Below are 25826 nucleotides of genomic sequence, written 5' to 3'. Positions count from 1 at the left end.
TCCCTATTCCCGGCAGATGATCTGCGCTCCCTCGTCTGCCGCTACAGTAGCCTCCGAAGCAGTGTAAATATCATGATGAGAGATCAAGCCGCGTTCTCCCTCCACCCGATTCAGGAAATCCTGCGCAAGCGAGAACGGCGGCGCCTCCAGCGGCACAGAACGCAGCTCCTGATTGGTGATAACCAGCACAACCTCGTCTCGCGACAATAACGGATCTCCTTCAAGCCGAATTTCCGCGATGCCTGACGTACCCGTAATGAATATTCGGCCATCTCCCCAGGTCCAGCTGCCTGCCGGCGTGTGCCAGTCTGCGTAGAGCTGTGCCGTTATGCCGCCATCCATAAACACCTGAACGCCTGCCGCATCATAGAAGGTCGGGTATTCCGGCAGGATATGCTTCGCCAGATAACCGGATACCGTCTTCACTTCCCGGCCTGTCAGCCATCGCAGCAGATCAAAATCATGAACGAGGAGATCATTCAGAATGCCGCCGGATTGCGTTCTGTCAAAATGCCATGCCGGGCGGGTAACCGGATTCAGCCGATGCGGCTTGCGCATCGAAATATGAACGATATCCCCCAATTCGCCTGACTGGATCAGCCGATGGACAGTATGCATGGAGGAACGAAAGCGCTCGGTCAGCATCATGCCCACCTCGATCCTGCCGCGTTCCAGGACGCCGTGCAGCCGGCTCAGCCCTGCCCGATCCGTCACTGCAGGCTTGTCGATCATAATATGTTTACCGCGCTGCTCGCACAGCTCGATGACGTCAATCTTCTCACGGTTGATCGCCGCGCAGCCGATGACCATCACTTGATCATCGGCGAGCAGCGACTCCCGATCCCCGATCAGCTCCAAACCATACCGCTCGGCAAGTGAAGAGGCTAATACCGTATGGTCCGGTTCATATAACCCAGCGCATTCCCATCCAAGCGCCTGCATCTCCTCAATAAATATGCCGATATGGGCATGCTGGCAGCCGATAATACCAAATTTCCGTCCGTTCCCCATCATCCCGCCGACACCTCCACAGCTTGCAGCCACTCCCTGATGATCCTCAGATCATAAGCGAGCCGTTCCTTCGGCGGATAAGGCGCTGCGCATTCCAGCGTCAGCCAGCCCTTGTAGCCCTGTTCCCGAAGCCCTCGGAGCACCCCGCTGTGGTCCACTTCTCCTTCACCCAGCCGGCACTGCAGGAAGAATTCTTCCCCGTGACGGGTTACATTCTTGAATGTCCCCGGGGCCCCTCCTTGCCCGATCCGCTTCTCATCCTTGATATGCACATGGAACAGGCGGCTTCCAAGCTGCCGAATCGACTCTTCCCCAAATTCCGTGTCTGTGATGTACATATTCCCCGCGTCATGAATGAGGCCGACATGCTCCTCGCCGATCATATCCAATAATCGCAGGCCGCTATCCGCGGTTTCCACCAGGCTCTGATTGTGAATCTCCAATACGATGCGCTTTCCTGCCGCACGGGCTTCCGCTGCACATCGCCGAATCCAGTAAGCAGCCTTGGCATAATGATAGTCCTCCGCCAGGAATGCATTCGGCCCTCCCTGAAAGATGCGGATCATGTCCGCTTCCAGTTCCACCGCGCGTTCAAGCAATCCCAGAAACTGATCATAGGCCACGGCACATTCCGCATCTCCGCTTGTCGAAAAATGCCCCATATAACCTGCCAATGCCGGAATCTCCAGACCGTGTCCCTCGGCAATGCTTCTCATCTCGCGGACTCGCGGAAGGGAGCTCTCCGGGCTTAGATGCGGCTCGCGGCTCGCGATTTCGATACCGTCAAAACCAAGCCCAGCCGCAACCTTCATCGCTTCATGAATGCTGTAATCAATGAGTGATCCGCTGAATGCCGCTATTTTCATCTTCTCTTTCACCCTTTCCTCTGTGCCAGACCTTCTCGAATCGTTGAACGAACACTATTATTTAATCCCGGCCATGTTGTGGTTCTGTACAAAATATTTCTCGGCAAACAGGAAGACCAGCAGGATCGGAACCAGGCTGACCAGTGCTGCCGCAATCATAAGCTGCTCATTCCCGGTCCACTGTCCGGATAAGGAGAGAATCCCGATGGGAAGCGTATACTTCTCATTAGAGGTCAAATAAATGACAGGTGTCAGAATCTCGTTCCACTTGCCCATGAACGTAAAGATCGCTAGCGTCGCAAGCGTGGGCCTGGCCATCGGAATAAAAATCCGCATATAAATCTGGAACGGATTGCAGCCCTCCATCTTGGCCGCTTCCTCATACTCTTTAGGTATATTCATGAAAGCCTGCCTCATGAGGAAAATACCAAACGGCTGAGCCAGCCATTCGATGATCCACAGCGGCGTGAGGGTATCCAGCATGTTCAGCTTATTAAAAATAATAAAGTGCGGGATGATGATTACGACCGCCGGAATCATCATCGTGCCGAGCACCAGCACGAACAGCGCGCTTTTCAGTGGAAAGCGCAGTCTCGCAAATGCAAAACCGACCATAGAGCAGGAGATCAGGGCGCCGATAACAGACAATAACGCGACAAAGATGCTGTTTAGCGTATATCCGCCAATGTTCCCCAGCTTGAACACGTCCGCGTAATTGGACCACTGGAACACCTCGGGGATCCAGCGAGGCGGAACCGTTGTATATTCCTTATAGGTTTTAAGTGAATTCATGAGCGCCGACAGAAACGGCACGATCATGATCAGGGAGCTGATCCCGATCAGTACATATCCGAAACTCTTTCCCAGCAGCTTTTTTCTCATTCATGTCCCTCCTTCGCTCTGGCGCTGTTCCCCTGATGCGTTCTCTTGTCAACTCGATCAATCATAATGCACCCACTTCTTCTGGGCTCTAAGCTGTACCAGCGTCAACAGGAACAGAATCATGAACAGCACCCAGGCGATGGCGGAAGCATAACCCATACGCATAAATGTGAAGCCTTCCCGGTATAAATACAGCATCATCACCAGACTGGAGTTGTTCGGACCTCCCGCCGAGCTGATGTCCCCTCTGCCAGTCAACACGTAAATCTGCTCAAACGCTTGGAACGTGGAGATCGTACTCATGATGACAACCAGGAAGGTCGTTGGCGAGATCAACGGCACCGTAATATAGCGGAATTTGCGCAAAGCCCCTGCACCATCTATCTCTGCGGCTTCGTACAAATCCCCGGGAACGCTCTGCAGACCTGCCAGATAAATGACCATGATATAACCGATCCCTTTCCAGACCGCGATGAAAACGAGCAGCGGAATGGCGAGTTTCGGGTCCTGCAGCCAGCCTTGCCCCGCCAGCCCCAGCTTGGCAAGCAGTGTGTTCGCCAGACCGAAGCGAGGATTAAATACGGCATCAGCAACGTACAGGATGACGGTCCATGAGGATATGACCGGAATAAAGTGGGCCATTCGAAACCATTTAAGCCCTTTCAAGCGCTGGTTCAGCGCTACGGCCAGCACAAGCGCCAGGAAGGTCTGAAGCGGCACGAACAGGACCGCAAAATACAGTGTGTTCCATAACGAACGCCAGAACATCGAGTCGCCGGCCATGCGCCGGAAATTGTCCAGTCCGCTCCACTCGGGCGGATTCAGCATATCGTAATCGGAAAAGCTGAAGTACAGGGATGCAGCGAGAGGACCCGCCACAAAAATAATAAAGTGGAGGAGATAGGGGGAAGCCATAAGCAGCCCCCATCTCCCCTCATGATCCCATTTCCGTTTTCGGGCGGGCTTTCCTTTCGGCATCGGATCGGCTTTGAGTGCTGCATTGTCGTTTAGCATATTGCCCATTTCACTCCCGCCTTTCTTCCAGCCTTGTTCTATTTTTTATAGAAATCATCGAGGACCGCTTGAACAGCTGCGTCCGCATCACTTAACGCTTGATCGATTCCGGTATCGCCCAGGAAAGCACGCTCCGCATTCTCATTGAATTTGCCGACCCATTCTTCCCACACCGCATTGTTGTCGAGCGTCTGCGCGAACTCCAGACTATCCAGGAATGCCTGGCGGTTAGCCGGCTGTTCTCCGGCCTTCAGGAACACTTCGGATTCCGCTACGGATTTCTTCACCGGCACGGCTTCGCCAAGCTCGGTCCATTGCTTCTGCACCTCGTCCTCCGTAGCCCAGTATTTAATCCATTCCCAGGCAGCCGCCGCTTTTTCCTCACCGGACTTCTGATTAATGACCCACGAGTTCGCAATCACCGGAGATACCCGCTTCCCGTCCGGACCCTTAGGCAGGAGCGCTACATCATAATTCAGGCCCGCTTCATTCGCTGCCTGCACCCGGGCGTAAATGCCGATCCGCATGGCAGCCGATCCACTTGGAAATACGGCGGTATTGCTCTGGAAGCTCTTCAGATCTACCGGATCCGTAATGATTCCGCGCTGCATGCCGTCAACCATCCATTCAAACGCCTGCTTGTTCTCGGGTGAATGGATGATGGAGTTCTCCGCCTTCTCATCAAGAGCACCGCCGCCGTAGGATTTCATCACGGAGAACCAGCCTTCGGTAATGCTGAAGAAGGTAAGTCCGAACTGGTTGACACTTGCGGCGTCAAAACCGCTGTCCTCGGCCGTTTTTCCGCCCGCATCCACCGTCAGCTTGGCAGCCGATGATTTCAGGTCCTCCCAGGTCCACTCATCCGAAGGATACGCGACCCCTGCTTTATCAAACAGATCCTTGTTGTAGAACAGAACGCCAACCTGAATGCCCTGCGGTACGCCCCAATAGCGCCCGTCTGCGTCCTTGTTGAAATCGAGACCGTAATATTCATCCGCCTTCAGATCCTTGGCTATCCAATCGGTCAGATCCTTGGCCGCGCCGCGCTGGGCATATTTCATCACGTATACGCCGTCGGAGAGCCACACATCCGGTGCTTGACCGGCGGCAATCTGCGTATCCAGCTTCTGATAGAACTGGCCATAAGGCGCGCTTTGCGTCTTCACCTTAATGTTCGGATGCTGCTTCTCGAACTGTTCGATCAGCTCCTTCATCTTGGCATCGGAGCTGTCGCTGGAATAATATCCGAGCAGGATTTCGACTTTCTTCCCATCGTCGCCTCCGGTACCGGGAGCCGATGTCCCGCCTTTTCCTTCACTGCCACTGCTGCAACCGCTAGCAATCATGGATATCAGCAATAAGGCCGTTAACCATCTGTAGAACCCTTTTCTCTTTTTCACAAATCCTCGCCCCCTGATTCAATTGAAATGGATTAATGAGATTGTAGTTGATAAGTATCGGCAGCGCCCATGTGCTTTCTTAGCCCACTTGTGATTTCTTGCTGCGGCATCATGTATTTTTATTTACAACTTGTGTTTTTTTGCTACAATGTTCCTTACATTCCCTACTTCAATGCCAGGAAGGCGGAAGAACGATGAACATCCAAGGAATATCCATCGGTAATCTGACCATTAATCAACGCTTGTTCGTTCTGATCATCCTCTTCATCGGCCTTCCTTTCTTTCTGCTGGGCAGCTTCTGGTACCAGTCTTCTACTGAGGCGATTGAACAGTTTGCCGCTGGCGCGAACAAACGCATTATCGAGCAAACGAATGTGTCTCTGGATTCCTACATATCCAATCTGGAGAATTCCACCTATCCCTTTATCCATAACCCGCAGATCCAGCAATTTCTCTCGACCAGCCAGCTCACACCGTATGCCTACTTTCAGCTTGCCACTAAAGTGGAGAACGACTTGTTCGCCCAGATGATTTACGGCCGGTCCGACATCATTGGCATCTCGCTTGTCGCCGATAACAAGCGGCAAATCACCGATTACGAAAGTGCGCCCGGACTGCTTGATATGAGTGAAATCCGCAAACGCAATCTATCCTTCCAGGCACAACTGGACCAATTCAGCGATTTCCAGATCATCGGCCTCAGCCGGGTAGGAAAAACTCCTGCCCTTACCGTAGCACGAAAGCTGTACGACAACTCCTCATTTCTCTATAAAGGCCTGTTGATTGTCGATCTTAACCTGAAGCAAATCGGGGCAATCTGCTCCAACGATTCACTGGGCGGCTTTGACGTCTGGATTATGGGCAGAGGCGGACAGGTCATCTACCATCCAGACTCGAATCTGGTTGGGTCCATCGTCGAACAGGGGCTGTTTGCACGTATTCAGAACCAGAACTCTTCCTTCTTCCGTCATCAAGACGCAGCCTCCAGCACTGAAAAAATGGTTCTGCATGAACGTTCTCAGATCACCGGCTGGACGGTCGTCGCCGATCTGCCGCTGAACAACCTTATCGGCGGCTTGATCACCCAGCGCAATTACTCGCTTGCCGCCGCAGCTATGCTTATGATTATTGCATTGGCGCTTGTGGGCGGTTTCTCCTTATCCTTGACAAGGCCGCTCTCCATGCTGCAAAAATTAATGGCTCGTGTTGAGCGGGGCGATTTTGTTCTTCCTACCAAAATGAACCGGTTCCGCAACCATGAAATGACAGCCGTATTCCAGAGTTTCTACAGCATGACGGGAGAATTGAAGCGGCTCATCCGGGAGGTTCACGATTCCCGGCTGAAGGAACGGGAGCTTATGATCAGGCAGAAGGAATCCGAGCTCCGCTCCATGCAATCCCACATCAATCCGCATTTCTTGTACAATTCACTGGAGATTATTAATTCATATGCCATCGCGGATGATCATATGGATATCAGCCGCATGACGCGGGCGCTTGCCCACATGTTCCGTTACAATATCGGCCACGCCGGATCAGTTGTACCGCTCCGGGAGGAGATGAGGCATGTCCAGTTTTATCTGGATCTTCAAAGTGCCCGGTTCCGCAAACTGCAGATCGATATAGATGTGGATGAACACGACTTGGATCGCGTGAAGGCCGTGAGGCTCACGCTGCAGCCGATCATAGAGAATGTGTTCATCCACGGATACCGCGGTAAGAAACCCCGCTACCTCGGGATTAGCACCCGTGCGGAGGGGCACTATTTTGCCGTCGTGATTCAAGATAAGGGGATTGGGATGAATTCGGAGAAGAAACGGCATATAAGAGGCATCCTGCAAACTCCCGAGAATCCGGAAGACGAATTACGGAGCAACGAGGGGGAGGAACCCACCAGCGGAATCGGTCTCCTGAACGTCCATCAACGACTGCAGCTTACCTTCGGTGCGGAATATGGCTTGCACCTTGTGCAGTCCGTGCCTGATGAAGGCACCCAGTTTGAAGTCAGGCTGCCATATATGACTAGCGAGGAGGCACATCATGTACCGGTTAATGATGATTGACGACGAATATGCCATTCATTTGAGTATGCGAAAGCTTGTCGAAAGGTCCGGTCTCCAGGTTGAGATCACGGGAGAGGCGGAAGACGGGGCTGAGGCGCTTCAGATGCTGGAGGACAGCCGGCCGGATCTGATCGTAACCGACATTTGCATGCCTGAAATGGACGGACTGGAATTTATCCGCCGGGTCAGAGAAACTCATGCACACATGCAATTCATTATTTTGTCCGGTCACGACAATTTCGAATTTGCACGTCAGGCCATGCGCTACGGCGTGTCGGATTTCCTGCTGAAGCCCATCGATCCGGAACAGTTCCATACGACACTTAAACGTGCCTGCAAGGAACTCGATAACCGAAAGGCGAGTTTCTCCCGGCAAACGGAATGGACGCTTGCACAGCAGCGATACAAAACCAGGCTTGCTGAGCTGCTGTGGTCTGTTGAGGAACAGGATGCCTTAGAACTAACCGATGAAATGGTCACCCATTTTGAAACGATGGGACCTATTGGAGTCAGCTTATCACAGTATGCCCCTATGCTGATGCAGGAGTTGCTGTCTGCGCTTGAAGAACGCGGCCTGGTGCTGGGTATGACAATCGGCGAGCACCCGTGGTCGCAGGATGACCGTGCTGCCTGCCGCCGTCAAATGACAGAGAAGATTCAGGAGATGCTTGAGTTAATTAAGGGCTCCAGAAATCTTGGCGCTCACCACAATATTGTGAAAGCCAAGCGGTACATTGAGGAGAACTACGCGATGGAGGATTTGTCCTTGCAGGAGGTGGCAGACTCACTGGGGATGTCGGTGACGTATTTAAGCCGTACCTTCAAGAATGAAACAAATATGAACTTTGTGAAATACCTGGTCCAGATCCGTATGGAAAAAGCGAGGGAACTGCTTGCGGAGCCTGAGCTATCCGCTCAGGAAACGGCCTATCGTGTCGGTTTCTCGGACTATGTCCATTTCAGCAAAACATTTAAAAAATATCATGGCCTTACACCATCCGAATACCGAAAACAATGTAAGGCCATGAATGGAGGAAAATGAGACGGCGGGTGCTTCTTCAGCTTGTTCTCCCGTTCATCCATCTCTCAGCCCTGACAAGAAGCTGCTCAACAAACGCATTCTTCTCGTCGGAATATTGGAGCAGGCTCCGGGCCCCTTGTGAAACGATCCTTCGTTTGATCTCACTGACTAACCCCTGCTGTTCATCGATAAACCATTCCGCCCACTGCTCATCATAGGACTCCAAATGAATGGCTTCATCAATCGTCATTGTGGACCCTCCTGAAAGCGCTGTAAGTGTGTGCCAGGAATTTCGATCCCAAACCGTATGGACTGCTCCAAAAACGTATAACATTGCTTCAGATCAAATCCTGTGACTCTATCATGCCCTTCATCGTTTGAGTTGGCAAGAGCCCATGTTCTATCCGTTATTGTTCACGCGTGTCTTAATATCGACTCTCCACAATGGCCGGTGCAAGTACCTGGTCCGCATACCTGTGAGCCTCTGCCTGAAGTACTTCGTCACTTATCCGATCGACGTTATACGCCACGAATGCAGGCAGATAATTCACTTTGCACCGGTTCAACGTGGCTTGAATCGGACGCAGCAGTTCACTGGCGGTATACCAATTGTCGCCACCTGCACGATACCCTTGTTCCAAGCCTGCCGCCGTGGTCGCCTAGCATAAATTCCTTCCCCCTCAGACTGTTGCCTTCCGGTCCGAACGCCCACCCGAAGGTGAGCACGTCATCGAACCATTTCTTCAGCAGGGGCGGGCAGCTGTACCAGTAAAACGGAAATTGGAACACCACCCGATCATACTGGAGAATAAGCTGCTGCTCCCGCTCGATATCAATATTCCAGTCCGGATACTCCTTATAAAGATCCCGAATATCTACATTTCCATTTGTATTCTGCTTGGCTTGCTGCATCAAGGCGCGATTGGCACGCGAGTTCTCTAGATTCGGATGAGCCACAATCACCATAATTTTCATAATCAGTTCTCCTGTCCGGTTTGGTTTGTTTGACACCCCCATTATGTTTCGGATTGGCAGCTTTGAAAAGTACGCTCTTTTTATGTACTTAGTCCGGTTCATCGTACATATTCATGGCATGCATAGTACGAAAAAACGTACTAAGTATGATAAAGAATAGTACTGGGTTTAAACCGGATACTATGCTAAAGTATCAACCATCAAGCCTATCCAATGATCAAATACGGACTTCCGCTGGGAGATGAGAATATGAGAACAACGAGTCATGAGGAGTTTAAAACCAAAGGCATACTGACCACGCTGCAATTAATAGGCGGCAAGTGGAAGCCGCTGATTCTGTTTATACTGCTGCAGGACGGAACCAAGCGGTTCGGAGAGCTCAGACGTATGCTTCCAGGCGTTACCCAAGGCATGCTTACGAATCAGCTTCGTGAACTGGAACAGGATGGGCTCATTGTACGCAAGGTATATCAGGAGATTCCGCCCAAGGTGGAGTACTCCATCTCCGACCATGGGAAAACCTTGGACAGCGTTCTGGCAGACATGTGCACCTGGGGATTTCAGCATTTGGATTATATCGGCCATGTAAACCGGCAAAGGGATGACAGCCATGAGAAAAATGCGGGCGGACTGTAAACGCAGCCCCCTTACATGCGAGATAGACTCCATTCTGGCATAGGGAGGGAATGGAGAATGGATAAAGCCGGTCCCGAGGGGGAGCGGCTTTATCTGCTGTTTCAAGAGCAGATATTCAAAAAATTTTTTTCTTCCAAGTATTGCTTTATATATCGTCACGATATATATTTATGTCGTAACGATATATAATTGGAGGAACTCAGATGTATGAGCTTTTTGTATTAGGTGAATTGGTGACAGGTGATAAGCACGGATACATGCTTCAGGAAATTCTTAAAAATGCGGGCGGACCCTACCGCCAGATCAGTTCCGGCACGCTGTACCCTCTGCTCTCCCGCTTGGTGGATAACGGATGGATCCATCTTAAGCTCGACGAAACCGGCGGAGGGAAGCGCCCCCGAAAAATCTATCAGATCACCGATGCCGGGCAGCAAAAATTCCTGGAGCTCATGGAGAAGCCGCTGGAATTCAACATGGATACGGAGCACCATTTCCATTTCAAAATGGTGTATTTCCGGTATGTTCCGAAGGAAATCCGATTGGCCTGTCTGGAGCAGTATTTGACTTATCTCGAAACCAATCTGAAACATGTGACGGAATTTGAAGCCGAGATCACGTTTTACAAGCCTGAGCCTGAGAAGCAGCGGCTTCAATTGATGAGAGTACTGGATCATCGGAGGCAAATGGGGCTAACGAATATCGAGTGGATCAGACAAGAAATCGAGGCTGTTAAATCCACCGAAGAATAGGGGTCAGCCTTAGCAGAGATTCAATATGAGGAGGAATAAGGAATGGAACGTTTATGGACGAAGTCGTTCATTCAGATGACAATCGGGATGTTATTTCTGTTTACTGGCTTCTATCTGCTGCTGCCCACGCTTCCCCTCTATATCAAGCACTTGGGCGGCTCGGAATCCCAGGTTGGATTGGCGGCCGGTGCGTTCACGCTGACGGCGGTTGTCTTTCGCCCGATTGTCGGGGGACTAGTGGACCGGTACGGCAGAAGGATATTTTATATTTGGGGCCTTCTATTGTTTGTCCTCTCGATGTATCTCTACGATTGGGTTGGCAGCATCCTGCTGCTGCTTGCGCTGCGAATCCTGCACGGTGCGAGTTGGGCTTTCTCAACAACCGCCATCGGAACGGTCATTACGGATTTAATCCCGGCCTCCCGACGCGGGGAAGGCATGGGGTGGTATGGAATGGCAATGACGGTTGCGATGGCGATCGGCCCCTTGCTGGGCACGTATATCGTGGGTGGATATTCCTTTCGGACCTTGTTCCTGATTGCGGCCGGGCTATCCCTCATCGCGCTCATATTGGCCTATATGACCAGGGTTCCTTATGAAGCTAAACCCAGTGCTGGGCGGATTCAACTGGTCGAGAAATCCGTTCTTCCTGTCACGGCTGCAATCTTTTTCCTGGCTGTCGCATATGGCGGAATCACAACCTTTCTCCCGCTGTTTGCAGATTCCATCCGGGTCAATCCGGGAACTTTTTTCCTCGTATATGCAATCGCACTTACCCTGATTCGGCCCTTTGCCGGGAAGCTGTCAGACCGTTTCGGAGAAGCATTCATCATCATTCCCTCCCTTATTGTCACGGCGGCAGCCCTGGTAGTCTTAAGTTTGTCAAGCGGATTACCTGGACTGGTTACAGCCGCAATCCTGTACGGTATCGGCTTCGGCTCGGCCCAGCCTGCACTTCAAGCAGCCACGCTCCGCAGTGCTCCAGCGCATCGAAGAGGTGCAGCCAACGCCTCTTTCATGACGGCTTTCGATCTTGGTATCGGACTAGGCGCCATCCTCCTGGGCCTGGTATCCGAGCATATAGGCTATACGTATCTGTTCTCCGTAACCGCAGCCTCTGTCGTCGTTTCCTTGGCGATTTTCACAATCTTTGTGAGACGACTGCTCAAGCCTACAGACGTGGAAAAAACCTAAGGGTGCCGCGCCCGTTCATTCTCTCTCGTACCCGTAACCTCCGCACCCGCTTCCGAATAGGCTAACATAACTCATGTTAGATTGGAGCGATTGTACGCATGGCTCAATATGTACCACCGGTGAATATCCATACCCTCACGCATACGGCGCCCGGCCTTGTTATTCAATATCCGCAAGTATACGGCCTCGCGAATCGGCAGGTGGAGGACGTTATCAACCGGACTATACTGCAGCAAATCCAGGATATGCAGCATGCCCAGCAGCAGGTCCAGACGGGAACTCATCCGCAGACTACCGGAACTTTTGAGATTAAAACGAATGAGCGCGGCATTCTTAGCCTTGTTCTGACCAACTACACCTACTCCGAGCCTATGGCCCACGGTTATACGGTGACAAGAGCACTTACCTTCTCCACATTCACGGGAAAATCCTATGCCTTATCCGACCTGTTCCGTCCGGACTCCAATTATCAAGCCGTATTGGCGGCCGAGGTGAACCGTCAGATCAAGGCACGCAGCCTTCCTGTACTGGAGGGCACCCCGATTACCGTGTCCCCGAATCAGGACTTCTATCTGGCCGATAAATCACTGGTCCTCTTCTATCCGCTTTATGCCATCACGCCTTACTACGTCGGCTTTCCGATGTTCCCAATCTCGGTCTACGACCTGTTGGGCATGGCACCTGAGAACGGATTGTTATCGGATCTTGCGGCGGATGTGGTGTAACAATAGCGATCTGCACAGCACAATCGGGAGCAAGTCAAAAAAACAAACCCGAATCCCTGGCACCTTACACCAGAGTCTCGGGTTTGTCTGTTATCATCTCATGGTCGTTAGCTTTCGCTGCTTACACCATGATTTTGCAAATGTCATTCGTGAATTCCACCGGATCGGCAATCGGCAAGCCTTCGATCAGCAGCGCCTGATTATAGAGCAGATTCGTGTACAGCTTCAGCTTGTCCTGATCCCCCTGCAGTGCTTTCAGGGATGTAAACACCTCGTGGTTTATGTTGATCTCCAGCACCTTGTCTGCCTGGATATCCTGTCCGTTCGGCATTGCCTTCAATATTTTCTCCATCTCAATGGATACATCGCCCTCTGTGGACAGGCATACCGGATGGGATTTCAGGCGTTTGGAGGCTTTAACGGATTTCACCTTGCCAGCCAAGAGGCCGCCCATGGCTTCAAAGAGCTCCTTGTTGTCGCTTTCTTCAGCTTCGTTCTCTTGCTTGTCGGCCTCTGAATCAATGCCAAGATCCCCGCTCGATACCGATTTGAATTCCTTCTCCTTGTATTTCATAAGCATCTTGATGGCAAACTCATCCACATCGTCGGTGAAGTACAGAATTTCATAGCCTTTATCCAGCACCATTTCCGTCTGCGGAAGCTTCTCGATCCGGTCAATGGAATCGCCGGACGCATAATAGATATATTTTTGATCCTCCGGCATTCTCGATACATACTCATCCAGCGAGACCAGCTTCTTCTCTTGGGAAGACGTGAACAGCAGCAGATCCTGAAGATCTTCCTTGTTCATGCCGTAGTCATTGTAGACGCCGAATTTCAAGCCTCTGCCAAAAGATTCAAAGAATTTCTCATAATTCTCTCTCTCGTCTTTCAGCATGCTTTGCAGCGCGCCCTTCACCTTGTTCTTGATGTTCTTTGCAATCAGCGTCAGCTGACGATCATGCTGGAGCATCTCGCGGGAGATGTTCAGAGATAGATCCTCCGAATCGACCATCCCCTTCACGAAGCTGAAATAATCCGGCAGCAGGTCGCCGCATTTGTCCATGATCAGGACGCCATTGGAATAGAGCTCAAGCCCCTTCTCGTATTCCTTGGTGTAATAATCGAAAGGCGTATTCTCGGGAATAAACAAAATCGCATTGTATACAACGGCACCGTCCGCTTTAACATGGATGTGCTTCAGCGGTTTATCGAAGCCGTAACGCTTCTCGTTGTAGAAATTCTCGTAATCGGCGTCCGTCAGCTCGCCCTTGTTCTTGCGCCAGATCGGCACCATGCTGTTGATGGTCTGCTCTTCCTGAACTTCCTCGAACTCGTTCTCGGCATCCTCCTTCGGACGCTGCGTTTTCACGTCCATCTTGATCGGATAGCGGATGAAGTCGGAGTACTTCTTAACGATGGCTCTCAGGCGGTATTCTTCCAAATATTCATCATACTGATCGTCTTCCGTATTCTCTTTGATCTTCAGCACGATCTCGGTTCCGATGGATTCCTTCTTAGCCGGTGTTAGGGTATACCCTTCCGCACCTTCGGATTCCCACTTGAACGCTTCGTCGCTGCCGAGGGCTCGGCTTGTCACGGTAACCACATCAGCAACCATGAACGCGGAATAGAAGCCGACACCGAATTGGCCAATGATGTTGTGGCCGTCCTTCGCTTCATTCTCGCTCTTGAACGCAAGGGATCCGCTCTTCGCGATGACGCCGAGGTTGTTCTCCAGGTCTTCCTTCGTCATTCCGATCCCTGTATCGGTAATGGTCAGTGTGCGGCTTGCTTTATCTGCGGTAATCTTAACGTAGTAATCTTCTTTGTTAAAGGTCAAGTTGTCGTCGGTCAGAGCTTTATAATAAATCTTGTCAATCGCGTCGCTGGCATTTGAAATCAGCTCACGCAGAAAAATTTCACGCTGCGTATAGATGGAATTGATCATCATCTCGAGCAGCCGTTTGGACTCAGCTTTAAACTGTTTTTTCGCCATGAAAAAATCTCCCTTCCAATCTGAACGAGGTTTCATTTAGCACTCTAGTCAGAAGAGTGCTAACACTTCTTCTATTTAAACATGTACCAATTTTTGATGTCAATATATTTGGAGACTTTCTGCGGAACAAAATAGGAACACGGCAGCCGATCAGCATAACACCGGACTTCTATGTGAATATCGGGAATAACCCTGTAACCGTAAAAAGGCCGCCTGAAAAGGTCAATTCGACCCTTTAGACAGCCTCTTCATATTCACGGCTCCATGCCGCTGCTTAATCTCTTGGATAGGACCGGACGTATCCACCACACGTAATACAGACCGCATACCAGCAGCACCCCGGCTGTGGCCAGGAAGGGGAGCCGGTAATCCTGCCGGGCCAGGATCAGGCCGGAAACCGGCGTTGCCCCGGACGATCCTAAACTCCGGAATACCGATCTCATGCCGGCATACAGATTCCGCTCCTGTTCATGAAACGCAGACATCAGCAGACTGTCCAGCAAATTGGACAGCATGGTCACACCTCCGCCCCGCAGCAGGAACAGTGCTACAAACAGCCACACGGGCAGGATCATGGATAAAGCGGCAAACAGCAAAATATTGACGATGAATACGAAAGAACACGTAAATAGGTAACCATAATAAACAGCTGCCTCTGGACAGCTGCTCGAACTCACTTTTTTTGCAAAAGGATCCGTTTGCTTCGCAATCAAAAATCGCCGACACGCATCGCATCGACGATTATCCGTATACATAGGTTTCCTGCTCAACCGGTTACACCGGATTAGAGCATTCTTCTTCCCATCATGATGATGGTTTCCAGTAGTGACTTCCATTTTCCATCGGCTTTACGCGCAGCCACTGTTGCGTGGTCTGTCGTCTTCCGTGTAAGACTCCATTTTGTTGCCAGCTGGCATCGTTCCACTTCCTGACGGAGGTCGAGAATATGCTGCTTGGCAATATCTTCATTATTAATATTCATGGTTCATTCCTCTTCTCTTTTATAACGATAACATTCCGACATTACCAATACCTGCAAGCTCCTCTTCCGTCCCCTTCACTATAATACTGCCATTGTTCACTCTAAGGTAAGGGTACAAAATGCCTTTAATTCTTTTTTCCCCGACAACCACATCTCCGAAGAGATCCAGCGATGAGATCGAATGTTTAATATCGTCCTCCGTTACATCGTCATCAAGAATGAATGTTCCATCTACAATAAAGGTTACTGGCTGTTCCAAAGCCAACAGCTGATCCTTCGACCAAGTCTCCTCACCGCTAACGAAAATAAAAGACTGCTCATAACTTAAAATTTCGGTATTCAGATTCGGGCAGCGTTCCCATATCAAATCCTCGATATCCTCGCTGCATATGATGAATGACGTGGACTGTATCTCTGATATAGCACGGCTGAAGGCATCACGTGTCACATCAGCCTCCATAATGATCGGTTGTTTGGTGTAGAACTTGTGGCCGTTGAATCGGCGAATGGTTCTTGCGTTTAGTCTCAATGGCTTGGTTACATATTCGAAGCCTGTCGGGATAACCTCCAAGGAACCATTGATCGCCTTCGCTTTATCATAGAAATATGGGGATTGGCTCTCATGAATAACCGCTTTGCCGTTCATACGAAGACTGTCAATCCCGGCTGCAAAACGCTCCATATCCAGGTCCTTATCCAGCTCCAGCACTCCGCTCATTACCAGACTGATGGGGTCGGTGATGGAGGCCAGATAGGCATTGTTCAATTTCAGTTTTCCCGACTCGAATCTGGGCTCATACTGATAGGCGTAAATCTCCGCGCTGGCTCCTCCCACTTTAAGAAGCGCTGAGGTAACGACACCCGCCAGATGCTGGGGAGTATACACCTCGCCGTTGACCACCAGATGAAGCTTACCGCTCTGGAACGCCTCGAAGGAGACTTCTTTGTCGATGATAACCGTGCCATTAACAAATACACGATCCGGGTGATCCAGCTGCTTAAAATATTCCTCATTCAGTCGCAGCGTCCCGTTGTAATAACGGTGACCTGCCGGAATTTCAAGCGTTTTGCCGATATTGCCTGCATTCTTCAGCATCGTCAGGAGGTGCGCCGTTTCTGCCCGGTATATGACGATGCCCACGTTGCCGATCCGTTCAATGCTTTTTACACTTTCCTCCGTTGCCTGTGTCAAATCCAGCATGCCTACATTTCCAATCATTTTGCTCATTTCATATCTTCCTCCCATATTTTTCTTAATTTCTTGATGGCGGTTTGCAATTTGTAACGAACCGTTGCTGCGGGCATTCCGAGTTGTTCTCCAATTTCCTGGCTGGACATTCCGAGCCAAAAACGTTTAAATACGATGTCGCTTTGTGATTGCGGCAAGCGGGCAAGCCACTCGGTCGTCTCTATATTGCGGCTTGAAACGGGAAGCACCGCTGCATCCAGATCATCCTCCCACGATACAAGCCGCTTCTCCCGTCGGCTAATATCGATCATGCGATTTTTGATGACTCTGAAGAACCAGGCCTTTTGCTTATGAAGGGGCAGGTCCGCCAGATTTGGTTCCTTGAGGGCCTTCATAAAGGCATCCTGAACCAGATCGTCTGCTTCATAAGCGTGCTTGGCGATGGATCTGGCATAACGTGTTACGTCGTCCTTCAGGCTTTCATAGAGATCACATACTTCCATTAGCCAACCTCTCACTTTTCGAATTGTCTTTCTTGTTAATATAACGTTTGGGCAAAAGAAACTGATGGATTTTCTTTAAAAAAAATTAAATTCGGCATTGAGCCGGCTGTGAGTCTTCGTATAAAAAAAGCGCTGACCGTGTTGACGGTCAGCGCTTTTTCAACAAAATTAATCCCACATGGAGAACAGCACCAGCAGAACAGTTGCCATACCCAGCATGAATGAGTATTTAGAAAACCAAATAGAACTCATCTCTTCCTTCACCCTGTATCCCTCCTCTTGTTTACGGATCACCCTAACTTTCCAGCTTGACTACCTCTAGCCCCACCAGCTGAGCGCACACAGCAGCATAACCGCTACAAAAAAACCATCCATAAATTTGAGCTGAAGTTTGGCCACCCGAATCACCTCCTTATAAAGGCACATGAACTTAAACTGAAATAGGTTATTCTATGATTTTGCATAAATTTATTGATTGACCAATTACTTTTTAAAAAATCTGCTCCGCCTGTTATCGCAACACTGTATCTCACACCCCCGTATCCCCTCTGAAAATTCATGCAATTTTCCTTCTTCCTTCTCACTTGTCATTCCTCATGCTCGCTTTTCCATTAAACCACACATCGTTTCCGTGATAGCCAGCTCATGGGGTGTCCAGGAAATCGGGCCGATCTGTCCCTCATACTTATCACCGCTCAGCACCAAGGGCTCCTTCGTCAGATACAGCATCTCTACCACCTCTTTCATCACCGGATTGAACAACCCGATCAGGGACAGCCCGATCCGCCCCAGCGGCATAACCGCCTTCCGCTTCCCGACAGCCCTCTGCGCAATCCGCACCAGCTCATGTCCCGAGATCACGCCTGGTCCGGGAATATGCCAGTTCTGTCCGTAGGATTCTTCCCTCGCCGCCACCTCGACGATCATCCGTGCGGCATCCGGCAAATAAACATATTCACGGGGAACCTTCATATTGCCTACGAACGCAGTTGGCTTGCCTGCGGCAATGGCTTCCATGGTCACGGATAGATAGGATGCCTGGGCTGAGGGACCGTAATAGTCGGGAAGCCGTACGATCAGTGGTCGTGCCTTATGCCACCGCGATGAGAAGATCAATTCCTCATAAGCCAGCCTCACCTTGCCCTTGCGAGTATGAGGTTTCTTGGGGTGTTCTTCTGTTGCCCTTTCCATTAAGCGGCGACCGTAAGGATAGATACCATCCACCACCACAACCTTGGCTCCCGTCTCCTCCGCTGCCTTCATCACCGACTCGCCTAGTGGCAGCAGCCTGGACTCCATCTCATGATAGGGAATATTGGCACTGTGAAAAATAATGTCCGCTTCTCCAGCAGCCCTTATGATATCCTCCGGTTTGAATGCATCCCCCGTCTCCAATGTGAGCAGAGGGGAATGGTTCAGTTGATCAGCCAGCTCATTCAGTTTCTTCATGGAGCGTCCGAAGGCTACCGTCTCGATTCCACGCTCAATCAGCTCTGCTGTCAATGGAGCTCCTACGCCACCTGTTGCACCCAATACAATCGCTTTTTGCATATAAATCTCTCCTTTTATTCAGTTATATTATTGATTGATCAATTACAATTACTGAAAAATATCATGCTCTTCCTGCACCGCGCACACAACTTCCATTATACGCGGTGTGGCACTAAAAAAGCGCCTGAGCATGCTTTATTTTTTGGGCATTAAATCCGGCATATCCATGGCCATGGCTGCATTACACAACATGCCCCGCGCCAGAAAATCGGAGATTTTCTTATCTGCGTCTTCAAAACCTGCTGACACAAAGGCATTTCCAACAAGATCCCGTATCTCATTAATCCCCTGCTGCATCGCTTCGCGGATGGGTGCATCCGGAATCGTCTGTGCCTGCATCTGCAGCAGTATTTCACTGCGATAGGATTGCATGATCCCTTCGTAAGCCCGGATCAATCCCGATTCCAGTTCCTCAGGTGCAGATGAATCAATCACCACTTGAAATGCTTGCACGATGCGCTTCCAGGAGACAGACAACGACTCTACAAGCAGTGACTCCTTGGTGAAGAAGCGATAGACATAAGGCTGGGATATAGCCGCACGCTCGGCTACCTGAGCCGTGGTCGCGCGATAGTACCCGATCTCGGCAAACACCTCAATAGCTGCTGCCACGATATCATTCCGCCGATTGACAGAGGTTGAAGCTCTGGCCATCATACCGACCTCCCTTTCACTTTAACTTTAACTTCTGAACAATCACTTGTATTCATTCATTATTGATTGACCAATTACTATTGAGTTTAGTATATATCGCCGATTTAATTTTCGCAACAACTTTTTCTTGACCATCACGCTACGTCGTAGTTCATCATTCAAACTAATTTAAAACAGAGGTGAAGAAATGAATATACCATCCTTACGCTCAGATCAAGTATTTCGAGAGTTTTGACATGCTCCACAAAAAGAGAAAAGTCGCGTTATTCAGACAAGCCAGTGTGGCTCCATTTATCGGAAAATGGAACATACTGAATATTCCTTTTTAAAGCGGAGGACCCCAAAAAGCGAGCCTGTTATCTGAATTTGAACAGCAGATGGAGAAGATATTCATAAAAATGGCATCCTGTATGAATCAATCCCCTTCTTCCGATGAAGTACAGCAATTGATCATCGAATGGAAAAGCTGTCTCGAACAATCCATTGTATGTGACTCTGAAATGTTAACATGTATTGCAAATACGTATACACGCGATAATCGCTACAAAAATTATATAAATCAATTCAGCGATGGTGACTTGGCCGAATATTTATATACTGCTATCTTGCATCATATTGATCATGGATAGAGGAGTTTTGCTTATCTTGTTCATCCTCCAATTTTGCGTAAGCTGCTCCCGATCGGGAAGGATTCCCGTATCTCTTGACGAACTGTTTACAAGTACTGGCATCATAAATCGCAGTTCCCAAGTTCTATATTCTATCATCGATCAAGGAGGTTAAATCATGAGTCATGAAGGTCAGCAACAATTCGAACGGTGGCGTAAGCATCGCACGGTACTCAATCAACTGCTGGAGGATGTACACACTGAGCATTTAGATTATAAACCTTGGCAGGATGCCTACACTTTGGGTGCATTGGCTGTTCACATTGCCGCCTCCTCCGAGATGTTCCTGCTGTCTATCAAAAATGGCACCTTCTCTCCACCTTCTATCTCTACCCAGTTCGAAACGATTGAGGACATTAGAAATATCGTCCAAGCTTCAACCGATGCTACAACAGCCGCTTATGCGGAGTTGTCGGATGCGGAGCTGGAGAAACCGCTCGACTTTAACGGATTTGCAGCCCCTGGATCAGTATGGCTGGGCAGCATGGTGGACCATGAAATCCACCATAAGGGGCAGCTGTTTACTTATGCACGGGCCGCAGGCGTTGCGAAGGTCCCTTTCTTCACTGTGCAGCCGGCAAAACAGTAACGGCCGCGGGGTTTGGGCTGCAGGCGCCGGGCTTGGGGCTGCAGGCGCCGGGCTTGGGGCTGCAGGCGCCCGGGCCGCCTGCCCTCACGCACAAATAAAAAGCCGATTTCCCTAAGCTCTCTCGGGAAATCGGCTTTTTATCTTACCCACTACCCTTGCTTCGCCAGCTTCACCATAGCTTGCAAGGCCGTGTTAATCTCGCGTTCCACTGCGTCGGCAACTACGTTGGTGTTCGGATCGTACTCGGCCGCCAGATCGGCATCGGCAAAGCCGTCCATCGCCACGATTGCGCCAGCACGAACGCCGCGGATGGCTGCAACGACATACAATGCCGCAATTTCCATCTCCACACCCAGTGCCCCGGCCGCTTTATATTTCTGGTGCGGCACTTCTTCAACGCCGTTAAAGAACACGTCCAGCGTGACCGTAATCCCCTTGCGCACCACGCCTTCGCCGATCGCAAGTGCTGTTTCGTACAGCGCCTCCGCAACCTGGCTGTCCGCGACCGCAGGGAAGCCGTCCGGCACCAGCTGCTTCGTCAGCCCGTCCGTACGGATCGCAGCGGTGCTGACCACAAGGCTTCCCGCAGGGGTATCCGCCCGGTAGGATCCGGCGGTGCCCACGCGAATGAGTGTCTTCGCTCCAGCGCGGATCAGCTCCTCGAAACAAACCGCAGCTCCCGGACATCCAACGCCGTGGCTGGTAACCGCCAGCTCAACGCCTTCGTAGCTCCCCACAAAAGTGCGGTACTCGCGGCTGAATGCCAGCTCGCGCGCACCTGTGAGCTTACGGGAAATCGTCTCCGCACGTTTCGGATCGCCGCAGACGATCACAAATTCAGGTATATCCTCTGAGTTCACTTGCAAAATAGGCATCAACATATTAGTCAAACTCCTTATGTGTCCATTCATCTTCAGGTATATCCAGTGCTTCGCCGCTGAACCGCTCTTCCTTAAACGGATCCGCTTCGTTATGGAAGCCATTGCGTTCCCAGAAGCCCGGGCGGTCTTCCTTCATAAACTCGATGCCGCGCAGCCACTTCGCGCTCTTCCAGAAATAACGATGCGGTACGACCGTGCGAAGCGGCCAGCCATGCTTGTCCGTCAGCGGCTCGCCATTGAAGCGGTAGGCGAGCATCACATTGTCCATAAGCAGATCCTCGATCGGCACATTCGTATCGTAATCGGGATCGGCATGAAACATGACGTATTTGGCTTCCGGCTTCACATTGAGGCCCGCGAGGAAATCCCGGAACAGGATTCCTTCCCAAACCGTATCGAATTTGGACCAACGCGTAACACAGTGAATATCGGTGCTCACTGTTACTGTTGGCATGGCCATTAAATCTTCATAAGTAAACGTCAGTTCCTCTTCGACCTCACCGAATACCTTGAGTCTCCATTCCGACATGTCGTAGCGAGGAACGTCCCCTTCATGCAGGATAGGAAACTTTTCGGTCAGCGTCTGCCCCGGCGGCAGTTTGGCACGCTGTTCATCCGTCAGGTTATTAGCTGCTACCGGCTTCATTTTTTTCAAACGTTCTGCTTTTTTGTGCACCAAGTTCATCTCCTCTATGCTGGATCGTATCCACAACCGCTTAACGTCTGGAGGACTCAATTACAGGTTATCGCGGCGCGGCGTATGCGCCTATCTGGAGCTTGAGCCCTGCTTCAGTGCATCCTGCTGGAAGCTTTTATTCTTAAAGAAGAACATGGCCAGAATCGTGACGACATAAGGCAACATCTGCGTGAAATGTGTAGGCAGTGCGAGGCCCTGGAACCGGATGCTCAGTGCATCCATAAAGCCGAACAGCAGGCTTGCCGCCGTAACGCCAAGCGGACCCGATTGGCCCAGCATCGTTGCCACCAGCGCAATAAAGCCGCGCCCGGCCGTCATGCCTTCCGTAAACATCGTCACCTGTCCAAGAGACAGCTGCGCGCCTGCAAGCGCACATAACACGCCGCTGGCCAGCACGGCGCCATACTGATAACGTCTTACGCGGATTCCCACGCTTTTGGCAGCGAGTGGATTCTCACCTGCAGCCAGGAAACGGAAGCCGCTCTTTGTGCGATAGAAATAATACCACATCAAGCCCGCAATCAAAAAGGACAGATATACAAGAGGTGTCAGACCAGCCAGGATCGGACCCAGCACCGGAATGTCCTCGATAATCGGTATGTTCCATTTCGGCAGTCCCACCATCGTATTATCATAAAATGCGCCTTTTACGTCAAAAATAGCCCGTAAGCTAAATGTCGTCAATCCGGCAGCCAAGGCATTCATCGCGATACCAACCACAATAGACGTTGGCCTGCAGATTGATGCTGAGATAGGCAAATATAAAGGAAAATATCGAGACGATCGCAATCGCGAACAAAATCGCATAAAAGACATTACCGAAAAAGTAATTCCCCACCACGGCGGAAAAAGCACCCAACAGCATAAAGCCTTCCAGACCGACATTGAACAATCCGACACGCGAACACAGGGCGCCGCCGAGAGCTGCAAGCAGGATCGGAGTAAGCACACGCAGAGCCGAGTTGATTAATGCAAGATCAAACAGCTGTTCCATCGGAATTGTTCCCCTTTCTGCGCTTCAGGAAGCTGTATGTGAATCGGGCGGAAATAAACAGAATCAGCACGGCTTGTATAATAGCTCCCACTTCAAGCGGCACTTCCGTATTTCGTTCGACGCCCATGCCGCCTGTCTGCCATGCGGCCAAAAAAATTGATGCAATCAGCGTGCCGATCGGATGCGACCCTGCCAACAATGCAGCCATAATGCCCGTCCAGGCATAGTCAGCCGTGGATAATGCGCCATCAATATAACGATACTGAGAGCCCAGTATTTCAACAGCGCCGCCAAGACCAGCCAAGCCGCCGCTGAAGAACATCGCGCCAAGCATCATGGGACCACGCTTAACCCCGCCGAACAGGGCAAACAATGGATTGCCGCCAAGCATCCGGACCTCGTATCCGATCACGGAACGCTTCAATAATACGAATATAATTAACGCGGCAAGCACAGCCAGCACAAACCCTACGTGCAGCGGCATGCCGGAGATCAGCTTCGGCAGCCAGACACTGTTGTCCAGCATTTCGGACTGTGCCATCGCAGCAGAACCTGAACGGTCCTTCAGCGGATAGGCAACCAGATAACCCGCAAACAGTACAGCCACATAATTCAGCAGCAGCGTGGAGATCAGCAGGTTAACCCGGAATCTGGCGTCAAAATATCCGGCCATCACCGACCACAGACCACCCGCAACGATACCTGCAATGATGGCAACGATGCACACCAGCCAGCCGGGTCCCGGCATATATAAACCGACCAATGCGGCGGAAAGCGCACCAAACACCATCTGTCCTTCAGCACCCAGGTTAAAAAATCCGGCGCGGAATGCAAATGCCGCACCCAGACCAATCAGGATGATCGGCGTCGCCCGGGACAGCGTATTCGTGAAGAAATACATGCCGCCGAAGGCGCCCTTCCACATCTCTGCATAGGTCTCCAGAATGTCGCCTCCGGCAATCATGATGGCAATCGCCCCGGCGAGCAGGCCTACCATGATCGCCGCAATCGGCTGAAGCAGCGGAAGCGTCAATTTTGTCCATTTATTCATTACAATGTTCCTCCCGCCATCAGCAGTCCCAATTTCTCTTCTGTCGCTTCCTTCGCTGACAACTCACCTGCAATCCGACCTTCAAACATAACCAGAACCCGATCGGACAGCTTCAAAATTTCCGTTAATTCAGAAGATACCAGCAGAATACCTGTCCCCTCTTCACGCCGCTTGAGCAGTTCACCATGAATGGTCTCCATGGCGCCGATATCAACGCCGCGCGTCGGTTCGGCAGCGATCAGGAACGGGGTTCCCTGCTCAAGTTCCCGGGCAACGATCAGCTTCTGCAGATTGCCGCCGGATAAATACTGGGTGCTTGTCTCCAGAGACCCCGTCTTGATGGAGAACTTCTGAACCCAACCGGAAACAAGCGAGCGGATGTCCTTCAGTTTAAGGAAGCCGCCCTTCTGCAAACGGCGATGGTGACCCATAAGTCCGGTATCCATCACGGTTGCCGTACGGTTAGCTCCCCATACATAACGATCCTCCGGAATGTGGGCTAACCCATGCTCTCTTATTTCACGCGTAGACATACCGGTAACATCCTTGCCCGATACGGCTATCCGGCCGCTGTCGGGCTGAGCTAGGCCGGAAATCACCTGTAGCAGCTCAGACTGACCGTTGCCGGAAATGCCGGCAACCCCGACAACCTCGCCTGCCCGGACTTGTATATTCACGCCATCCAGCACCGGCTTCCCTTTCGTTCCGCGAATCGAAACCTCCGATACCTCAAGCACCTTCTCACCCGGCGTTATCGTTTTCTTATCCAGCTCCGCTAACTCGCGGCCTACCATAAGGCGGGAGAGCTGACGGGCATCCGTGTTTCCCTTCTCCACAACGCCGGTAACCGCACCGTCGCGGAGCACCGTAATCCGGTCAGCCACATCCAGAACTTCATTCAGCTTGTGGCTAATCAGAATAAAGCTTTTGCCCTGTTTAGAGAGCTGTTTAATGGCCTCAAGGAGTTCCTGCACCTCAAGCGGCGTCAGCACGCCTGTCGGCTCATCCAGAATAATGATTTCGGCACCTTGATACAGCACCTTCAATATTTCAACCCGCTGCTGTACACCCGGTGCGCTGCTGCTCACGATTGCGCGCGGATCAACCTTCATTCCGTATTGCTTACAGAGTCCATCCACCGTTTTCACCGCTTGCTTGCGGTCAAACCTGGCACCGGAGCCCGGCTCATTGCCAATCACGATATTCTCGGCAATTGTAAACGTAGGAAACAGCATAAAGTGCTGGTGAACCATGCCGATGCCGCCGCGAATCGCACCCTCCGGGCTTGCAAACGAAACTTCCTTGCCATTCAGCCGAATCGTACCCGAGGTTGGCTGCTCCATCCCGTACAATATCCGCATCAGCGTTGTTTTGCCTGCACCATTCTCCCCGACAATCGCATGAACCTCACCCGCTCGCAGCGAAAAATCAATGCCGCGGTTTGCGCTAAACTCGCCATACTTTTTTGTAATATTGTCCATCTGGAGTAGCATCGAAGTTATGCCTTCCTTTCGCTTCTGAATGAAAGACCG

Annotated in this window: 24 protein-coding genes and 3 pseudogenes; 8 read left to right on the top strand and 19 right to left on the bottom strand. The window is 51.0% G+C overall.

Annotated elements, in window-relative coordinates:
• Positions 1-3: 3 nt before the first annotated feature.
• The 5 genes from PVOR_RS07295 to PVOR_RS07275 are packed head-to-tail and all read right to left on the bottom strand — an operon-like array spanning position 4 to position 5173.
• Positions 4-1014, bottom strand: a complete 1011-nt coding sequence (locus tag PVOR_RS07295) for a Gfo/Idh/MocA family protein (RefSeq protein WP_006208496.1) — start codon at positions 1012-1014, stop codon at positions 4-6.
• A complete protein-coding gene (locus PVOR_RS07290; RefSeq protein WP_040680324.1) occupies positions 1011-1877 on the bottom strand; it encodes a sugar phosphate isomerase/epimerase family protein in 867 nt (288 codons plus the stop codon). The genes PVOR_RS07295 and PVOR_RS07290 overlap by 4 nt, the downstream gene beginning before the upstream one ends.
• 57 nt (positions 1878-1934) lie before the next feature.
• Positions 1935-2759, bottom strand: coding sequence for a carbohydrate ABC transporter permease (locus tag PVOR_RS07285; RefSeq protein WP_006208494.1), 825 nt, complete (start codon positions 2757-2759; stop codon positions 1935-1937).
• A gap of 57 nt (positions 2760-2816) precedes the next feature.
• The gene (locus tag PVOR_RS07280; protein ID WP_006208493.1) at positions 2817-3782 is read right to left on the bottom strand and encodes a carbohydrate ABC transporter permease; all 966 of its coding nucleotides are present in this window, start codon (positions 3780-3782) and stop codon (positions 2817-2819) included.
• Between the two features lie 29 nt (positions 3783-3811).
• Positions 3812-5173 carry an ABC transporter substrate-binding protein gene (locus PVOR_RS07275; RefSeq protein ID WP_006208492.1) on the bottom strand — a complete coding sequence of 454 codons (1362 nt, stop codon included), beginning with the start codon at positions 5171-5173 and terminating at the stop codon, positions 3812-3814.
• A 194-nt stretch (positions 5174-5367) separates the two neighbouring features.
• Between PVOR_RS07275 and PVOR_RS07270 the strand changes: the two genes are divergently transcribed.
• A complete protein-coding gene (locus PVOR_RS07270; protein ID WP_006208491.1) occupies positions 5368-7236 on the top strand; it encodes a sensor histidine kinase in 1869 nt (622 codons plus the stop codon).
• A complete protein-coding gene (locus PVOR_RS07265; protein WP_006208490.1) occupies positions 7214-8278 on the top strand; it encodes a response regulator transcription factor in 1065 nt (354 codons plus the stop codon). Before PVOR_RS07270 ends, PVOR_RS07265 begins: the two co-directional genes overlap by 23 nt.
• Positions 8279-8294: 16 nt before the next feature.
• On the opposite strand, the gene PVOR_RS07260 is transcribed toward PVOR_RS07265, so the two are convergent.
• Both PVOR_RS07260 and PVOR_RS07255 read right to left on the bottom strand, forming a co-directional pair.
• Positions 8295-8507, bottom strand: a complete 213-nt coding sequence (locus tag PVOR_RS07260) for a hypothetical protein (protein WP_006208489.1) — start codon at positions 8505-8507, stop codon at positions 8295-8297.
• A 175-nt stretch (positions 8508-8682) separates the two neighbouring features.
• Positions 8683-9232 (bottom strand): annotated as a pseudogene (locus PVOR_RS07255) (NAD(P)H-dependent oxidoreductase).
• 249 nt (positions 9233-9481) lie between these two features.
• Here PVOR_RS07255 and PVOR_RS07250 point away from each other — a divergent pair.
• The 4 genes from PVOR_RS07250 to PVOR_RS07235 all read left to right on the top strand — a co-directional run bounded on the left by PVOR_RS07250 (position 9482) and on the right by PVOR_RS07235 (position 12536).
• Positions 9482-9868: a winged helix-turn-helix transcriptional regulator gene (locus PVOR_RS07250; RefSeq protein WP_006208486.1), complete on the top strand. Its 387-nt coding sequence runs from the start codon at positions 9482-9484 to the stop codon at positions 9866-9868.
• Between the two features lie 203 nt (positions 9869-10071).
• Positions 10072-10617, top strand: a complete 546-nt coding sequence (locus PVOR_RS07245; RefSeq protein ID WP_006208484.1) for a PadR family transcriptional regulator — start codon at positions 10072-10074, stop codon at positions 10615-10617.
• A gap of 42 nt (positions 10618-10659) precedes the next feature.
• Positions 10660-11811 (top strand): MFS transporter, encoded by a 1152-nt coding sequence (locus PVOR_RS07240; protein WP_006208483.1) that lies wholly within the window; start codon positions 10660-10662, stop codon positions 11809-11811.
• A gap of 98 nt (positions 11812-11909) precedes the next feature.
• Complete coding sequence (locus tag PVOR_RS07235; protein ID WP_006208482.1) at positions 11910-12536, top strand: DUF3298 and DUF4163 domain-containing protein; 627 nt, start codon at positions 11910-11912, stop codon at positions 12534-12536.
• A 121-nt stretch (positions 12537-12657) separates the two neighbouring features.
• On the opposite strand, the gene htpG is transcribed toward PVOR_RS07235, so the two are convergent.
• The 7 genes from htpG to PVOR_RS07200 form a co-directional block, all read right to left on the bottom strand.
• Positions 12658-14535: a molecular chaperone HtpG gene (htpG, locus tag PVOR_RS07230; RefSeq protein WP_006208481.1), complete on the bottom strand. Its 1878-nt coding sequence runs from the start codon at positions 14533-14535 to the stop codon at positions 12658-12660.
• A gap of 254 nt (positions 14536-14789) precedes the next feature.
• Positions 14790-15212, bottom strand: coding sequence for an MFS transporter (locus PVOR_RS07225; RefSeq protein ID WP_234972798.1), 423 nt, complete (start codon positions 15210-15212; stop codon positions 14790-14792).
• Between the two features lie 107 nt (positions 15213-15319).
• Positions 15320-15517, bottom strand: coding sequence for a hypothetical protein (locus PVOR_RS07220; RefSeq protein ID WP_006208479.1), 198 nt, complete (start codon positions 15515-15517; stop codon positions 15320-15322).
• Positions 15518-15536: 19 nt separating this feature from the next.
• Positions 15537-16745: a hypothetical protein gene (locus PVOR_RS07215; RefSeq protein ID WP_006208478.1), complete on the bottom strand. Its 1209-nt coding sequence runs from the start codon at positions 16743-16745 to the stop codon at positions 15537-15539.
• A complete protein-coding gene (locus tag PVOR_RS07210) occupies positions 16742-17209 on the bottom strand; it encodes an RNA polymerase sigma factor (protein ID WP_006208477.1) in 468 nt (155 codons plus the stop codon). The genes PVOR_RS07215 and PVOR_RS07210 overlap by 4 nt, the downstream gene beginning before the upstream one ends.
• Positions 17210-17803: 594 nt before the next feature.
• On the bottom strand, positions 17804-18760 hold the full coding sequence (locus PVOR_RS07205) for an NAD-dependent epimerase/dehydratase family protein (RefSeq protein WP_006208475.1): 957 nt from the start codon (positions 18758-18760) through the stop codon (positions 17804-17806).
• A gap of 135 nt (positions 18761-18895) precedes the next feature.
• Positions 18896-19414: a TetR/AcrR family transcriptional regulator gene (locus PVOR_RS07200; RefSeq protein ID WP_006208474.1), complete on the bottom strand. Its 519-nt coding sequence runs from the start codon at positions 19412-19414 to the stop codon at positions 18896-18898.
• A 341-nt stretch (positions 19415-19755) separates the two neighbouring features.
• On the opposite strand from PVOR_RS07200, the pseudogene PVOR_RS07195 reads away from it, so the two are divergent.
• Positions 19756-20043, top strand: a pseudogene (locus PVOR_RS07195) (TipAS antibiotic-recognition domain-containing protein); the annotation flags it as partial.
• 157 nt (positions 20044-20200) lie between these two features.
• Positions 20201-20671, top strand: a complete 471-nt coding sequence (locus PVOR_RS07190) for a DinB family protein (protein WP_006208472.1) — start codon at positions 20201-20203, stop codon at positions 20669-20671.
• Between the two features lie 149 nt (positions 20672-20820).
• On the opposite strand, the gene PVOR_RS07185 is transcribed toward PVOR_RS07190, so the two are convergent.
• The 5 genes and pseudogenes from PVOR_RS07185 to PVOR_RS07165 all read right to left on the bottom strand — a co-directional run bounded on the left by PVOR_RS07185 (position 20821) and on the right by PVOR_RS07165 (position 25787).
• Positions 20821-21552 (bottom strand): nucleoside phosphorylase, encoded by a 732-nt coding sequence (locus PVOR_RS07185; protein ID WP_006208471.1) that lies wholly within the window; start codon positions 21550-21552, stop codon positions 20821-20823.
• Between the two features lies 1 nt (position 21553).
• Positions 21554-22228 carry a sulfite oxidase-like oxidoreductase gene (locus PVOR_RS07180; RefSeq protein WP_006208470.1) on the bottom strand — a complete coding sequence of 225 codons (675 nt, stop codon included), beginning with the start codon at positions 22226-22228 and terminating at the stop codon, positions 21554-21556.
• A gap of 90 nt (positions 22229-22318) precedes the next feature.
• Positions 22319-23243 (bottom strand): annotated as a pseudogene (locus tag PVOR_RS07175) (ABC transporter permease).
• Positions 23227-24294 (bottom strand): ABC transporter permease, encoded by a 1068-nt coding sequence (locus tag PVOR_RS07170; RefSeq protein ID WP_006208469.1) that lies wholly within the window; start codon positions 24292-24294, stop codon positions 23227-23229. Before PVOR_RS07170 ends, PVOR_RS07175 begins: the two are co-directional and overlap by 17 nt.
• Complete coding sequence (locus PVOR_RS07165) at positions 24294-25787, bottom strand: ABC transporter ATP-binding protein (RefSeq protein WP_006208468.1); 1494 nt, start codon at positions 25785-25787, stop codon at positions 24294-24296. The genes PVOR_RS07170 and PVOR_RS07165 overlap by 1 nt, the downstream gene beginning before the upstream one ends.
• Positions 25788-25826 lie beyond the last annotated feature (39 nt).

Origin of the sequence: Paenibacillus vortex V453 (assembly GCF_000193415.1) — a bacterium.
GTDB lineage: Bacteria > Bacillota > Bacilli > Paenibacillales > Paenibacillaceae > Paenibacillus_AQ > Paenibacillus_AQ glucanolyticus.
Note: the sequence above shows the minus strand (reverse complement) of the source record. Positions and strands in the feature narration are given on the sequence as shown.

Bases quoted from the DNA above. Each gene is read 5' to 3' on its own strand.
- PVOR_RS07200 (WP_006208474.1), bottom strand. From the start codon at position 19,414: ATGGCCAGAGCTTCAACCTCTGTCAATCGGCGGAATGATATCGTGGCA.
- PVOR_RS07240 (WP_006208483.1), top strand. From the start codon at position 10,660: ATGGAACGTTTATGGACGAAGTCGTTCATTCAGATGACAATCGGGATG.
- PVOR_RS07250 (WP_006208486.1), top strand. From the start codon at position 9,482: ATGAGAACAACGAGTCATGAGGAGTTTAAAACCAAAGGCATACTGACC.
- PVOR_RS07210 (WP_006208477.1), bottom strand. From the start codon at position 17,209: ATGGAAGTATGTGATCTCTATGAAAGCCTGAAGGACGACGTAACACGT.
- PVOR_RS07190 (WP_006208472.1), top strand. From the start codon at position 20,201: ATGAGTCATGAAGGTCAGCAACAATTCGAACGGTGGCGTAAGCATCGC.
- PVOR_RS07285 (WP_006208494.1), bottom strand. From the start codon at position 2,759: ATGAGAAAAAAGCTGCTGGGAAAGAGTTTCGGATATGTACTGATCGGG.
- PVOR_RS07295 (WP_006208496.1), bottom strand. From the start codon at position 1,014: ATGATGGGGAACGGACGGAAATTTGGTATTATCGGCTGCCAGCATGCC.
- PVOR_RS07290 (WP_040680324.1), bottom strand. From the start codon at position 1,877: ATGAAAATAGCGGCATTCAGCGGATCACTCATTGATTACAGCATTCAT.
- PVOR_RS07185 (WP_006208471.1), bottom strand. From the start codon at position 21,552: ATGTTGATGCCTATTTTGCAAGTGAACTCAGAGGATATACCTGAATTT.
- PVOR_RS07235 (WP_006208482.1), top strand. From the start codon at position 11,910: ATGGCTCAATATGTACCACCGGTGAATATCCATACCCTCACGCATACG.
- PVOR_RS07220 (WP_006208479.1), bottom strand. From the start codon at position 15,517: ATGAATATTAATAATGAAGATATTGCCAAGCAGCATATTCTCGACCTC.
- PVOR_RS07205 (WP_006208475.1), bottom strand. From the start codon at position 18,760: ATGCAAAAAGCGATTGTATTGGGTGCAACAGGTGGCGTAGGAGCTCCA.
- htpG (WP_006208481.1), bottom strand. From the start codon at position 14,535: ATGGCGAAAAAACAGTTTAAAGCTGAGTCCAAACGGCTGCTCGAGATG.
- PVOR_RS07245 (WP_006208484.1), top strand. From the start codon at position 10,072: ATGTATGAGCTTTTTGTATTAGGTGAATTGGTGACAGGTGATAAGCAC.
- PVOR_RS07280 (WP_006208493.1), bottom strand. From the start codon at position 3,782: ATGGGCAATATGCTAAACGACAATGCAGCACTCAAAGCCGATCCGATG.
- PVOR_RS07170 (WP_006208469.1), bottom strand. From the start codon at position 24,294: ATGAATAAATGGACAAAATTGACGCTTCCGCTGCTTCAGCCGATTGCG.
- PVOR_RS07265 (WP_006208490.1), top strand. From the start codon at position 7,214: ATGTACCGGTTAATGATGATTGACGACGAATATGCCATTCATTTGAGT.
- PVOR_RS07165 (WP_006208468.1), bottom strand. From the start codon at position 25,787: ATGCTACTCCAGATGGACAATATTACAAAAAAGTATGGCGAGTTTAGC.
- PVOR_RS07215 (WP_006208478.1), bottom strand. From the start codon at position 16,745: ATGAGCAAAATGATTGGAAATGTAGGCATGCTGGATTTGACACAGGCA.
- PVOR_RS07260 (WP_006208489.1), bottom strand. From the start codon at position 8,507: ATGACGATTGATGAAGCCATTCATTTGGAGTCCTATGATGAGCAGTGG.
- PVOR_RS07270 (WP_006208491.1), top strand. From the start codon at position 5,368: ATGAACATCCAAGGAATATCCATCGGTAATCTGACCATTAATCAACGC.